Raw genomic sequence first — 12,862 nt, forward strand, 5'->3', positions numbered from 1 at the left:
TATAGCAAATTTAAAGAAAGGAGAGTTTGTGGCAAAAGACGATGTCATTGAGATTGATGGAAATGTTGTTGAAGCACTGCCAAATGCAACTTTTAAAGTTGAGCTTGACAACAAACATATAATTTTATGTCATATCGCCGGAAAAATGAGAATGCATTATATAAAGATAATGCCTGGCGACCGCGTAAAAGTAGAACTTACGCCATATAGCCTAGATAAAGGCAGAATTACTTATAGATATAAGTAAATTTAGCCTCTTGGCAAATATGCTAAGTAAATTTAAAGCTGGTATTGGATAAAATCCAAGCTTTGCGAAAAGCTGTATGAAGAATTATTTTCAAAGTTCCCCACTTATTTTGAAAATAGTTGGTCTAAATTCTTTCTTTAGACCTGATGCAGCCCCTAAAAAAGTGGAATAAATTTTTAGGAGACTAAAATGAAAGTTCGTCCTTCTGTAAAGAAGATGTGTGACAAATGTAAAATTGTCAAACGTAGTGGCATAATTCGTGTTATCTGCGAAAATCCAAAACATAAACAAAGACAAGGATAAGGCATGGCACGTATTGCAGGTGTAGATTTACCAAACAAAAAGAGAATAGAGTATGGTTTGACTTATATCTATGGTATAGGTCTTTACAAATCTCGTCAAATTCTTGACGCAGCTGGAATTTCTTATGACAAGAGAGTCTATGAGCTTAGTGAAGACGAAGCGGCAGCCATCCGTAAAGAAATTCAAGAGCATCATATCGTTGAGGGTGATTTGAGAAAACAAGTTGCTATGGATATCAAAGCTCTTATGGATCTTGGAAGTTATAGAGGTCTTCGCCACAGAAAAGGTCTTCCTGTTCGTGGTCAAAAGACTAAAACTAATGCTAGAACCAGAAAAGGCAGACGTAAAACTGTCGGTGCAGCTACTAAGTAAGGCAAGGGTTAAAGGATAATAAATGGCGAAAAGAAAAATTGTTAAGAAAAAAGTAGTTAGAAAAAGCATAGCCAAAGGTATCGTTTATATCAGTGCAACATTTAACAACACTATGGTAACTGTAACTGATGAAATGGGAAATACTATTGCATGGAGTAGTGCAGGTGGCTTAGGCTTTAAAGGTAGTAAAAAATCAACTCCTTATGCAGCTCAGCAGGCAGTTGAAGATGCTCTAAATAAAGCAAAAGAGCATGGTATAAAAGAAGTTGGTATTAAGGTTCAAGGTCCAGGTAGCGGACGTGAAACAGCTGTTAAAAGTGTAGGAACTGTTGAAGGAATTAAGGTATCTTTCTTTAAAGACATTACACCTTTACCACACAATGGTTGTAGACCGCCAAAACGCCGCCGCGTATAATTAGAGAAAAATAGGAGAAATTATTATGGCTAGATATACAGGACCTGTTGAAAAATTAGAAAGACGTCTTGGTGTGTCTCTTGCGTTAAAAGGCGAAAGAAGACTTGCTGGTAAAAGTGCTTTTGAAAAAAGACCTTATGCGCCAGGACAACATGGACAAAGAAGAGCAAAAATAAGCGAATATGGCTTACAACTTCGCGAGAAGCAAAAAGCTAAATTTATGTACGGTGTTTCTGAGAAACAATTTAGAAGATTATTTCAAGAAGCAGCACGCCGCGAAGGTAATACCGGTGCTCTTTTGGTTCAACTATTAGAGCAAAGATTAGATAATGTTGTTTATAGAATGGGCTTTGCAACAACTCGTCGTTTTGCTCGTCAGCTAGTAACTCATGGACATATTTTAGTAAATGGCAAAAGAGTAGATATACCATCTTACAGAGTTGAGCCAGGTGCAAAAGTAGAGATTGTTGAAAAATCTAAAAACAATCCACAAATTGTTCGTGCAATAGATCTTACAGCACAAACTGGTATTGTTGCTTGGGTAGATGTTGAAAAAGAGAAAAAATTTGGAATTTTCACTAGAAATCCAGAAAGAGAAGAGGTTATCATTCCTGTTGAGGAAAGATTTATAGTAGAGCTTTATTCAAAATAATAGAGGGTATAAAGATGAGAAAGATTACTACATCAGCTTATATGCCAACTGAAATTGAAGTTAAAAGTGTTAGTGAAAATGTTGCTAACATTACAGCATATCCTTTTGAGGCGGGCTATGCTGTTACCTTGGCTCACCCATTGCGTCGTCTTCTTTACACAAGTACAGTAGGTTTTGCTCCTATTGGTGTAAAGATAAAAGGTGTTAGCCACGAATTTGACAGTATGCGTGGTATGCTAGAAGACGTAGCTTTTTTTATTATAAATTTGAAAAAAATCAGATTTAAATTAAAAAGCATTAGCGAGCGCGAAGTTATAGAGTATAGCTTTAAAGGACCAAAAGAGATAACTGGGGCTGATCTAAATAATGATCTAGTTGAGATCGTTAACCCAGACGCATACCTTGCTACAATAAATGAAGATGCTGAGTTAAATTTTTCAGTTATCATTCAAAAAGGTATCGGATATGTTCCTAGTGAAGAGATTAGAGAAGAGATCGAAGACGACTATATCGCACTTGATGCTTTTTTTACACCTGTTAAAAAGGCAGTTTACGATATACAAAATGTCTTGGTTGAGGATGATCCAGACTATGAAAAGATTGTATTTACTATAACAACTGATGGTCAAGTTAGTCCGATAGAGGCTTTTAAAAATTGTTTAGAAGCCATGTATCAACAAATGTCAGTATTTAAAGGAATTTTAGATATTGATGTTAGTACTCCAGTTACTAGCTCAAGTGCAGGCGGTGAGTTTTCAAAGCTACTTTCTAGCGTAGAAGATCTAAATTTAAGCGCTAGAAGTTTCAACTGCCTTGACAAAGCTGATATTAGATTTATTGGCGAGCTTGCATTAATGGACGAAAATGAGCTTAAAGAGCTTAAAAATTTAGGTAAAAAATCTCTTGAAGAGATTAAAGCGGTTATGGAAGAGATAGGCTATCCAGTTGGTGCCGATGTGTTAAAAGATGGCAAAGAGCAACTAAGAAAGAAAATAACCGAGCTTAAAGCACAAATGAGTGTAAAAGAATAAAAGGACAATAGATGAGACATAAACACGGATATCGAAAACTTGGTAGAACGTCATCTCATAGATCTGCATTGCTTAAAAATTTGGCGATAGCTATCATCAAAAGCGAAAAGATAGAGACGACTTTACCAAAAGCAAAAGAGCTTAGAAGCTATGTTGAAAAGCTAATCACAAGAGCTAGAAAAGGTGACTCTAATGCTCACAGAGCAGTATTTGCTTCTTTACAAGACAAAGAAACAACAAATAAATTAGTTACTGAAGTAGCTCCAAAATTTAAAGAGCGCAATGGTGGCTATACAAGAATCATCAAGACTCGTGTTCGCAGAGGCGACGCAGCAGAGATGGCTTATATAGAGCTAGTAGCTGAATAATTATTAGAGAGCTTCGGCTCTCTTTTTTATTTTTTATATAAAACCCCCACTTTTAAAATAAAATCCTTCTTCTAAAAGTTTTCAAAAGCTATAAATTTCTTTAATTATTTATCAAATTTTATTAACCAAAAAATCATAAATTTAATAGTTAAAAGTTGTAAATCCTTTAATCTAAAATCATATATTTTAAATTTTTACCTTTGAACTCTATGCTAAAATTTTATTTTATAAAGACGATATTTGTTTCAGGCGTCTAATAAATTTCAAAGGATTTGAGATGATAGGTAGTGTAAATGGAGTTGGCACAAATTTTTATGTTGGCTCGCAAAGTAGTAGAGCGCAAGAGCTTGATAGTAAAAATACTAAATCCAATATAGACAAAAATTCTTTAAATAATTTATCTAGCAGTTTGGTTGATGAACGAAAAAGTCATACCGATACTAGAGGTGAGCCAATAAACTTAAATGAAACAAATACGACAAAATTTCAAAAAAATAGTGAGAATCTAACATTTGCTAGCAATTTTTCGCTATCAGGCATGGCTGCTAATGGCAAGATAAGCATCTGGGGCAAGCTCATGGGATATGACAAACAAGTCAGTCAAGATGAGATAAATGATCTCAAAAATTTTATCAACCAGACTAAAGCACTTGGCTTTGGCAGAGCTCACGAAGAGATCATAGGATATTATCCAACAGATGTTGATCTCTTTGCAAAAGAGTACACGTCAAAACTTGATGGCAACATACTTCTCGGGCTTGGTCACAAGAGCCACGTGGAAGGGTTTGAGATACTTGATAAAGACCTAAGCATAGATGAGTTTAAAGATAAGTGGATTGATTATGCACTTAGGCAGTATCTTGGTGAAAGAGTCGGCGTGGAGAGCATTACGATAGGCAAAAAGGCTATCTCTATGCTAACAAGCACTAATAAGCCTCCAGTTGAGTATCAGACGCTACAAAATATAAATTTTACTGACGAAGAGAGCAGACAGAGATTTCTTACGCTTATGAAAGCTGGCATGAAGAGTGGGGCGGATTTTAAAGAGGTGGTAGAGGGCGTGCTCTCGCTTTATAATATGCAAAATACGGACAAACTTGATGGCAACAAAGTCTATGCTTCAGTGATCGGACGAAGCGAGAAACTGGCTACTTACGACATCAACAAAGATGAGAAATTTGCCTATCTTAAGGAGCTAATGCAGCTTGAGAAAAACGGAGTTGATATACTAAAGCTAATGGAAAAAGTGGAGCAAAAACATAAACTAGATATAAAAGTGTAGGCTAAGTTTAGCTTTTTGTACCGCCTATCTTTTATGATTTTAGTCATAAGAGGCTCTTTTTACTTGGTTTAAATTTTTAAATGATAGAATCTTGATTTCTATTATTAAAATTACGGAGAACTCGTGAGAAAGCTACTTTGGCTAAATCCCGTTGTAAAAAATATGTATGACTTCTCTGCATTAAAGGAGCTCTTGCAAAACAAGGGCTTTAACATAGTACAGTGCGAAAAAGATCATGTTAGCGATATCAAAAATTCATATAAAAATTTATGCTCTAAAGGTATGGTTTTAGACAGTCGCTGTCCAAGAGCTGTAAATTTTATAAGATCAAATTTTAAAGAATTTTCAAACGATATTTCAAGCTTAAATCCCATTTTAATAGAAAGCGCCATTGAGCTTAGCTCAAAGCTAAAAGAAGATGAGTGGCTTTATATAACAACGCCTTGTGAGGATTTGGCAGAGCTTGGAAATTCTTTAAAATTAGAGCGAACTACATTTTTAACATGGAAAAATTTTAAAGAGTTAAACGACATAAATTTACAAATAAGCAAAATAGAATCAAGCCCGATCCCACCTGGATTTTTTGAAAATTTAGGCATAAAAACACTAAGCTTATGCAGTAAAGAAAAGATACAAAACGCATTTTCATATAAATTTAGCGAGCTTAAAAACTATCAGATCATCGAGCTTTTATACTGCGAAAACGGCTGTCACAATGGAGATGGGCTGTGATAGAAATTTTTAAAAAGAGCGTTTTGATCCTAGTGATCTTTGCTCTCTGGCAGGTCATTTGTGAGCTAGAAATTTTCACGCCCTATATCTTGCCAAGTCCTATTACGACACTTAAAACGATGTTTGATATGAGCTTAAGTGGCGAGCTAATAACGCATGTGATGATTAGCTTTAAGCGTATATTTGTTGGTTATATTTTGGCTTTTATTTTGGCATTTGCTTTTGGCGGAGTGGCGGCGCTATTTCCAAAAGCTAGCATTTATTACGAGTGGATTTTAGAATTCTTTAGAAATGTTCCACCGCTTAGCCTTATTGCTATTTTAGTGCTTTGGTTTGGCATAAACGAAACTCCAAAAATTATTATTATCATCCTAGCATCGTTTTTCCCGATGTTTTTAAGTATTTCAAAAGGGCTAACTAGCTGCGATGTGAAGCTTATTGAGGTTGGTAAAATTTTTTGTTTTAGTAAATTTGAAATTTTTTACAAAATCATCCTAAAAAATGCCATAAAAGATATTTTTGTCGGTATGCGCATAGGTTTTGGCTACGCGATGCGAGCGATTGTGGGAGCGGAGATGATCGCAGCTTCAAGCGGGCTAGGCTACCTCATACTTGACGCTGAGGAGCTTTCGCGTGCAGATAGGATATTTGTAGGCATTTTTACGATTGGAATTTGTGGCGTACTCATAGATAGGATATTTTTATTTTTGATATCTAAATTTAGCCTTTTGCGAGGTGAGAAATGATAGAAATTTCAAATTTATCCAAGCATTTTTTTATAGGCGAAAAGCGGATCGACGTTTTAAGAGAGCTAAGCTTAAACATAAAAAAAGATAAGATCACCGTCATACTCGGCAGAAGCGGATGTGGCAAAACTACGCTCTTGCGCCTTATCGCTGGTCTTGAGAGCGTAAGTCTTGGCGAGATAAAATTTAAAGAGCAAGCAAAGATCGGCTTTGTCTTTCAAGAGCCTAGGCTCATGCCTTTTTTAAATGTCTATGAAAATATCGTATTTGCGCTTAAAAAGCATGAGATAGACGAGGCAAAGATAGATAGGCTCATATCAATGATAGGGCTTAGCGACTTTAAATTTGCCGCTGTTTCGCAGCTATCTGGCGGTATGAGCTCGCGTGTTTCGCTTGCAAGAGTGCTTGCGTACGAGGCAAATTTGATCCTTATGGATGAGCCATTTGCGGCGCTTGATGCTTTTACGAGAGCCAGCATGCAGGCTGAAATTTTAAAGCTTCAAGCCGGCAAAACCATCATTTTTGTCACTCATAATGTCGATGAAGCCCTATATTTAGCAGATGAGATAATTTTGCTTGAAAAAGGCGGGATGAAATCAAACTATGACCTGTCAAATCTAGCTAAGCCAAGAGATTTGCTTTGCAATGAATTAATAAATTTAAAGCGTAAAATTTTAAGTGAAATTTAGCATTTTATAAAATGATAATTAAAACCAAAACGAAGCAAAAAGTTATATAATTTGGAAAATTTTTAAAGGAGCAAATATGAGAAAGTTTTTTAAGATTTTGTGTGCAGCCTCTTTGCTTTGTCTAGTCGCAAACGCAAGTGAGCTAGATAAGATCGGTATGACCTATGTCAAATCGCCACTAAACGTCCCTTCAATCGTCGATAAATTTAAAGGCTTTTATGCTAAATATTTTGGCGTACCGGTAGAGTACTCTGAGATAACATCAGGTGCAAAGCAGACTCAAGCTCTAGCTTCAAATTCGCTCCAGTTTCTAAACTGCGTGGGCGGAACTTCAGTCATACTTGCTGCGGCAAATAAAGCTGACATAAAGATCATAAGTGCCTATTCAAGAGCACCTGAAGCTTTTGCAATATTTGCTAAAGATAAAGGCATAAAAACCGCTAAAGACCTAAAAGGTAAAAAAATAGCAGGGCCAAAAGGTACGATATTAAATGAGCTTTTGGTTAGGTATCTTGCTCTTAGCGGTCTAGGCATAAATGACGTAGAGTTCGTTTCTATGGGCATCCCAGCTGCACAAGCTGCACTTGAAAATGGTAGCGTCGATGCAGCACTTCTTGCTGGACCAGCTGCTTATAATGCTAAAAAATCAGGACTTAGTGTTGTAACAACAGGCAAGGGCGTCATCACTCCAGTCATCGTTACTGCCACAAGCGGAGAATTTTACAAAAAGCATAAAGATATAGTTGAAAAATTTAAAAAGGCTCAAGATGAAATTTTGGCTTTTATGAAAGCAAATGAGGAAGAGGCATTAAAATTTACAGCTGAAGAGACTGGGCTTAGCATAGAGGCGGTAAAGAGTATGTATCCTCAGTATGACTTTAGTCCAAAGATCACGCCTGAAGATATAAAAGCACTTGAGGCTACGCAAGAATTTATGCTCGAGAGTAAGATGATTGAACAAAAAGTAGATATAAAATCGCTTCTAATAGATTAAACAAAAAGGGCAAATTTGCCCTTTTATCCTAAAACTTATAATCAAAAATTTACTAAATTTTAGCTCAAATATTTAATAATCAAAACTGACTAGGTGTGTCAAAAGGGTTTACATTACAAAGCAAAATTAGCGCTAAGCAAAAATATAGCCATTATTTTTGCATTTTTATTTTGCTATAATAGCCCAAAAATTTAATAGGAAAAAATATGATCCCATTTAGCGATGAAGAACTTTTAAAACCAGTCAGTGCGAGTTTGCAAAAGGTATTACCGATGCTTGAAAATGATGGTGGTGGCATGGAGCTACTTGGCATAAAAAACGGCAAAATTTATGTAAGGCTTACAGGGCATTGCCATGGATGTGCAGCTAGTACAACTACACTAAAGTATGGACTCGAAAGACAACTTCGTATGGATATTCACCCAGAGCTTGAGGTCGTAAATATCCCGATTGGCGAGGAATTTGACATTGATAGATTATAAAAAAATAGGCATTAAATACTTCAAACGTTCTAAATTTAAAGAAGCGATCTTTTACTTCTCTCTAGCTTACGAAAAGACACAGGATAAAAATTTACTATTTTTGATACAAATTTGCTCCCTTGGCGAGAAAAATGCAGAGGAAGCAAAACTTTTATTTGACTATTTTATGGATAAACTAAGAGCTGGCGAAGATGATGAAGGAATGGATGAAATTTTAAAAATTTTAGAATCAAGATTGGCTAGCGATGAGTATTTTGAAGAGCAAGACGCGATCAGCTACGAGGACTTTAAAAAGGCTGTTTATAAGGATGGGAGCTTCAAAAAGGTCTTTGAAAATATCATGTTCTCAACCAAGGTAATGATCTCGAACAAAGATGATTTTTTAGAATTTTTGGGAAATTTGATAAAAAATGACTTCATCGAAATGAGTATAAACTATCTTGAGAGTGCGGCGGTGATGTTTGGTGGCGATGAGCGCATAGATCAGCTTTTTAAAGAGATACAAAAAAGACAAAACGATGAAAATATCAGTAGAAAATAGCTTCATAACAGATGACTCAAACGAGTGCGAAAATGGCTCATTTTTCGTGCAAACTGCTGCAAACGCAAAATTTGCAGAGGCAGCGGTAAAAAATGGCGCTAAGATAATCAGCCTTGAAGAGTGTAAAAAGCTTTTAAAAATCGATGAAAGCTTAAAGATAGTTGGCATCACAGGCACAAATGGCAAGACCACAACGGCTGCTGCTATTTATGAAATTTTGCGAAATTTAGGCAAAAAATGCGGCCTAAGTGGCACAAGAGGGGCATTTATAGAGGGTAAGCAGATAGATGACAAGGCGCTTACGACAAGTGCCATTTTAAAGACGCTTTCTTACCTCAAAGCAGCTAGTGAGCAGGGCTGTGAGTACTTCGTGATGGAGGTTAGCTCACACGCGATAGCTCAAAAGCGTATAGAGAGCTTGAAATTTACTCTAAAAATTTTTACAAATTTGACTCAAGACCACCTCGACTACCACAAGAGCATGGAGGAGTACGCTAGGGTAAAGTCTAGCTTTTTTGATGATGATGGCATGAAGCTTATAAATGCTGATGATAATGGCATTAAATTTAATCCAAAAAACGCTTATACGTATTCGCTCAAAAAGCCAGCCAGCTTTGCGCCGGTAGTTTATGGACTAAAGGACGGCATAGACGCGGTTATCAAGACGCCAAATGGCGATGTGGAGATAGACTCAAGCTTGCAAGGCGAGTTTAATCTTTACAACCTAATTGCAGCCCTTGGCGCTGTTTGCTTGCTAGAGCGTCCAGACGCGACCGCGCTTTCAAAGGCGATAAGCAAATTTAAAGGGGTTAGTGGCAGAATGGAAGTGGTTAGCACCGATCCGCTAGTCATCGTGGATTTTGCTCATACGCCAGATGGTATCGAAAAGGTGCTAAACTCGCTTAGACATCTAAATTTGATCGCAGTCTTTGGTGCAGGCGGCGATAGAGATAGGACAAAGCGCCCAAAAATGGGAGCGATAGCCCAAAAATACGCAAGAATTTGCATCGTCACAAGTGACAATCCAAGAAGCGAAGAGCCAGAGAGCATAATCGATGAAATTTGCGCTGGTATGAGTCAAAATGAAAATTTGATACGAAACGCCAACCGCAAAGAGGCGATCGCGCTAGCCATTAGCAAGCTAGAACCCGGCTGGGCGCTTGTCATACTTGGCAAAGGCGACGAGCCATATCAAGAGATAAAGGGCGTCAAGCACCCATTTAGCGACAAAGAAGTAGTAAAAGAGCTTTTAAAGAGGTAAAAATGAATATAGAAATTTTAGCTAGTAAGATCCACAGAGCCGTCGTAACAGACGCAAATTTAAACTATGTTGGCTCGATCAGCATCGGCGAGGAGCTTATAAAGGCTGCAAATTTGATAGAAAATCAAAAGGTTGAAATTTTAGACGTAAATAATGGCGAGAGATTTGCCACATATGTGATAAAGGGCAAAAAAGGCGAAATTTGCCTAAACGGCGCAGCTGCTAGAAAAGTCTGCGTAGGAGACGTGGTCATCATCGTGGCATACGCTAGTATGAAATTTAAAAAGGCTAAGAAATTTAAGCCAACCATCGTGCATGTAAATAACAAAAACGAGATCATAAAGGAGTAGGCGATGTTTGAGGGATTTGACTTTTCAAAGATGGGGCAGATGCTCGAGGATGTGCAAAAGCAGGCCAAGCAAATGGAAGAAGAGAGCAAAAATAAAGAATTTGGTGCAAAAAGCGGTGGCGGACTAGTAAGCGTGAGAGCAAACGGCAGCGGTGAGATACTTGATATCAGCATAGATGATAGCTTGCTTGAAGATAAAGAGAGCATGCAAATTTTGCTAATAAGCGCCGTAAATGACGTGTTAAAATCAGTTGAAGCTGATAAGAAAAACACCGCTTCAAGGATGCTTGGCGGCCTTGCTTCGATGGGGATAAAATGAGACTAAAATATAAATTTGCCCTTGCTTTTTTGCTATCAGCGCTTTGCCTAAACGCCGATCCTAGACCTACGCAAGAGGACTTTAATGCCTGCTTTGAAAAGAACAAAAACTCAATCGTCTCGGTAAATAAACACTTTGGTGTAGCTATCACTAAAAATTTAATCGCAGTACCAAAAAGTGAGGGAGCTCCACTTGGCGAATATGTCAAATTTGACCCATATTTACAGCTCTTTTTAGTCCGCTCTAGCAAGGAGCTAAGTCCTGTTGTTATGGCTGATGAGACCAACGAGGAGCGCATCAAAAAGAGCACTTGGGTTGGTATCTTAAATGACGCAAACAACACCGTCATGGGTCACATCAAGTCTTTAGGGCAAAATTTAGGCGATTTTGATACGCTAAACTTCGAGTATAACGCGACTGGCGAGATAAATACGCCTTGCTGCAAGATGATAGGCATAGCTGTTGGAGTTGATAAATTTATACCAAATCGCTATTTAAAACACTTTGTATCTTACGATGACGTCTATTACGGCGATATCGGTGTGAAGTTCTTGCAAAAAGAGGATAAATTTTTTGTAGGGCTTGTTGATCCTTTGGGACGTGGCAAGATGATGATGGTTGATGATGAACTAGTTAGTGTAAATGGCATCAAGCCAAAGAGCCTAAGAGAGCTAAATGAGATGGTGCTTTTTGCTCCAAAGGGCGTAAAGCTTGACATCATCGTGAAGCGCGATAAGCAAGAAATGCTCTTTCAGGTGCCAGTAAGTGGGGATGTGAAATTTAACCAAAGCCTCGATGTAGACGCCCCTTCAAGCCTTGACATACCAAATTTCAACATCATGCCAAAAGAGCCACAAACAATGCTTGATGATAAGATTTTGGTGGATTATGGTATCACGGTGGATAAAAATTTAGTCGTTACTAAGGTCGAGCCAAAGTCAAATGCAGAAATTTTTGGCATCAAGACCGGTGATAAAATTTTGGGTTTTGATAAACAAAGCGTGAGTAGCCGTGAAGAGCTTTTAGAGAATCTTGGTGAATTAAAAAATTTTACGCTTCTATTTACTAGAGATGACTTTCAGTTTTTTGTAAGAGTGCCAAAATGAGCCTACTTGAGGACTTTGTAAAATTTCTAAACGCAAATTTGCCAAAGGCTCCTAGCTTTCACCCTTATTATGAGGAGGCACTTGGCGTTATGCTAAAGGCTGGAGGCAAGCACTTTAGGGCACTTTTGCTTCTTGGCGTGGTGGAAAGCGTGGATAAAAGCCTCACGCAAAAGGCGATGAGAGTGGCTTTGGGACTTGAGATGATGCACACATACTCGCTCATTCATGATGACTTGCCATCTATGGATAACGCAAGCCTTAGACGTGGCACACCAACACTTCACGTAACCTACGACGAGACAACTGCGATACTTGTAGGAGATGCGTTAAATACGCATGCTTTTTATGAAATTTCACGTGCCAATTTGAGTGCTGAGGCGCGTATAAAATGCGTGGAAATTTTAAGCGAGAATGCTGGCGTTAGCGGCATGGTGCTAGGTCAGGCGCTGGATTGTTTTTTTGAAAATACAGACAAAGAGGATATCAAAAGGGCAAAGGCTAAATTTGGCCTCTCTGGCAAGATGCTAAGCCTTGATGAACTAGTCTTTTTACATATCTACAAAACCGCAAAGCTCATCGCTGCAAGCCTAAAAATGGGCTCTGTGATAGTAAATTTAGACGAAATAGAGTGCGAGAAAATTTATGATATCGGCCTAAAACTTGGGCTTGCTTTTCAGATACAAGACGATATCATCGATCTTACAAGCAACGAAGCAGCCGCTGGAAAGCCCGTGCATAACGATCTAGCTAAAAACTCATTTACAAATTTGCTTGGCCTTGAAGGCGCTAAAAAGAAAAAAGATGAGCTAATTTGTGAGATAGAAGAGGCACTAAATCAGATAGATGCAAATATCGCAAAGATGATATTAGGGCTTACAGATAAACACCTCAGATAAAAGCTAGAAATTTCTAGCTTTTTACTGTTAAAAATTTAAAAAATTTATATCACTCTTTAGACATTTTGGGCAAAAAC

Annotated in this window: 19 protein-coding genes; all 19 read left to right on the forward strand. The window is 37.7% G+C overall.

Annotation, left to right across the window (positions count from 1 at the left end):
• Positions 1 to 28: 28 nt before the first annotated feature.
• The 19 genes from infA (at position 29) to CVS95_RS05995 (ending at position 12,785) form a co-directional block, all read left to right on the forward strand.
• Positions 29 to 247: a translation initiation factor IF-1 gene (gene infA, locus CVS95_RS05905; RefSeq protein WP_002848031.1), complete on the forward strand. Its 219-nt coding sequence runs from the start codon at positions 29 to 31 to the stop codon at positions 245 to 247.
• Positions 248 to 436: 189 nt separating this feature from the next.
• On the forward strand, positions 437 to 550 hold the full coding sequence (gene rpmJ / locus CVS95_RS05910; protein WP_002941545.1) for a 50S ribosomal protein L36: 114 nt from the start codon (positions 437 to 439) through the stop codon (positions 548 to 550).
• Between the two features lie 3 nt (positions 551 to 553).
• Complete coding sequence (rpsM, locus tag CVS95_RS05915; RefSeq protein ID WP_002941610.1) at positions 554 to 922, forward strand: 30S ribosomal protein S13; 369 nt, start codon at positions 554 to 556, stop codon at positions 920 to 922.
• A gap of 22 nt (positions 923 to 944) precedes the next feature.
• Positions 945 to 1,337: a 30S ribosomal protein S11 gene (gene rpsK, locus CVS95_RS05920; protein WP_107695884.1), complete on the forward strand. Its 393-nt coding sequence runs from the start codon at positions 945 to 947 to the stop codon at positions 1,335 to 1,337.
• Between the two features lie 25 nt (positions 1,338 to 1,362).
• Positions 1,363 to 1,989 (forward strand): 30S ribosomal protein S4, encoded by a 627-nt coding sequence (gene rpsD, locus CVS95_RS05925; protein ID WP_054197275.1) that lies wholly within the window; start codon positions 1,363 to 1,365, stop codon positions 1,987 to 1,989.
• Positions 1,990 to 2,003: 14 nt separating this feature from the next.
• Positions 2,004 to 3,020, forward strand: a complete 1,017-nt coding sequence (locus tag CVS95_RS05930; RefSeq protein WP_107695885.1) for a DNA-directed RNA polymerase subunit alpha — start codon at positions 2,004 to 2,006, stop codon at positions 3,018 to 3,020.
• Between the two features lie 11 nt (positions 3,021 to 3,031).
• A complete protein-coding gene (gene rplQ / locus CVS95_RS05935; RefSeq protein ID WP_002941584.1) occupies positions 3,032 to 3,388 on the forward strand; it encodes a 50S ribosomal protein L17 in 357 nt (118 codons plus the stop codon).
• Positions 3,389 to 3,665: 277 nt separating this feature from the next.
• Positions 3,666 to 4,670 carry a hypothetical protein gene (locus CVS95_RS05940; protein ID WP_107695886.1) on the forward strand — a complete coding sequence of 335 codons (1,005 nt, stop codon included), beginning with the start codon at positions 3,666 to 3,668 and terminating at the stop codon, positions 4,668 to 4,670.
• Positions 4,671 to 4,793: 123 nt separating this feature from the next.
• The gene (locus CVS95_RS05945; protein WP_107695887.1) at positions 4,794 to 5,402 is read left to right on the forward strand and encodes a hypothetical protein; all 609 of its coding nucleotides are present in this window, start codon (positions 4,794 to 4,796) and stop codon (positions 5,400 to 5,402) included.
• Positions 5,399 to 6,148 carry an ABC transporter permease gene (locus CVS95_RS05950; RefSeq protein WP_107695888.1) on the forward strand — a complete coding sequence of 250 codons (750 nt, stop codon included), beginning with the start codon at positions 5,399 to 5,401 and terminating at the stop codon, positions 6,146 to 6,148. Before CVS95_RS05945 ends, CVS95_RS05950 begins: the two co-directional genes overlap by 4 nt.
• Positions 6,145 to 6,837, forward strand: a complete 693-nt coding sequence (locus CVS95_RS05955) for an ABC transporter ATP-binding protein (RefSeq protein ID WP_107695889.1) — start codon at positions 6,145 to 6,147, stop codon at positions 6,835 to 6,837. Before CVS95_RS05950 ends, CVS95_RS05955 begins: the two co-directional genes overlap by 4 nt.
• A gap of 76 nt (positions 6,838 to 6,913) precedes the next feature.
• On the forward strand, positions 6,914 to 7,831 hold the full coding sequence (locus CVS95_RS05960) for an NrtA/SsuA/CpmA family ABC transporter substrate-binding protein (protein WP_103604577.1): 918 nt from the start codon (positions 6,914 to 6,916) through the stop codon (positions 7,829 to 7,831).
• A gap of 206 nt (positions 7,832 to 8,037) precedes the next feature.
• Positions 8,038 to 8,313: a NifU family protein gene (locus tag CVS95_RS05965; protein ID WP_021091089.1), complete on the forward strand. Its 276-nt coding sequence runs from the start codon at positions 8,038 to 8,040 to the stop codon at positions 8,311 to 8,313.
• Entirely contained in the window at positions 8,300 to 8,854 is a 555-nt protein-coding gene (locus CVS95_RS05970; RefSeq protein ID WP_107687355.1) for a histidine kinase, read from the forward strand. Before CVS95_RS05965 ends, CVS95_RS05970 begins: the two co-directional genes overlap by 14 nt.
• The gene (locus CVS95_RS05975; protein WP_107695890.1) at positions 8,832 to 10,115 is read left to right on the forward strand and encodes a UDP-N-acetylmuramoyl-L-alanyl-D-glutamate--2,6-diaminopimelate ligase; all 1,284 of its coding nucleotides are present in this window, start codon (positions 8,832 to 8,834) and stop codon (positions 10,113 to 10,115) included. Before CVS95_RS05970 ends, CVS95_RS05975 begins: the two co-directional genes overlap by 23 nt.
• 2 nt (positions 10,116 to 10,117) lie before the next feature.
• Complete coding sequence (gene panD, locus CVS95_RS05980) at positions 10,118 to 10,465, forward strand: aspartate 1-decarboxylase (protein WP_002941539.1); 348 nt, start codon at positions 10,118 to 10,120, stop codon at positions 10,463 to 10,465.
• A 3-nt stretch (positions 10,466 to 10,468) separates the two neighbouring features.
• Positions 10,469 to 10,783: a YbaB/EbfC family nucleoid-associated protein gene (locus CVS95_RS05985; protein WP_002941513.1), complete on the forward strand. Its 315-nt coding sequence runs from the start codon at positions 10,469 to 10,471 to the stop codon at positions 10,781 to 10,783.
• Positions 10,780 to 11,889: a PDZ domain-containing protein gene (locus tag CVS95_RS05990; RefSeq protein WP_107695891.1), complete on the forward strand. Its 1,110-nt coding sequence runs from the start codon at positions 10,780 to 10,782 to the stop codon at positions 11,887 to 11,889. Before CVS95_RS05985 ends, CVS95_RS05990 begins: the two co-directional genes overlap by 4 nt.
• A complete protein-coding gene (locus CVS95_RS05995) occupies positions 11,886 to 12,785 on the forward strand; it encodes a polyprenyl synthetase family protein (protein ID WP_107695892.1) in 900 nt (299 codons plus the stop codon). The genes CVS95_RS05990 and CVS95_RS05995 overlap by 4 nt, the downstream gene beginning before the upstream one ends.
• Positions 12,786 to 12,862: the final 77 nt, after the last annotated feature.

The organism is Campylobacter concisus, assembly GCF_003048905.1.
GTDB classification, from domain to species: Bacteria; Campylobacterota; Campylobacteria; order Campylobacterales; family Campylobacteraceae; genus Campylobacter_A; species Campylobacter_A concisus_V.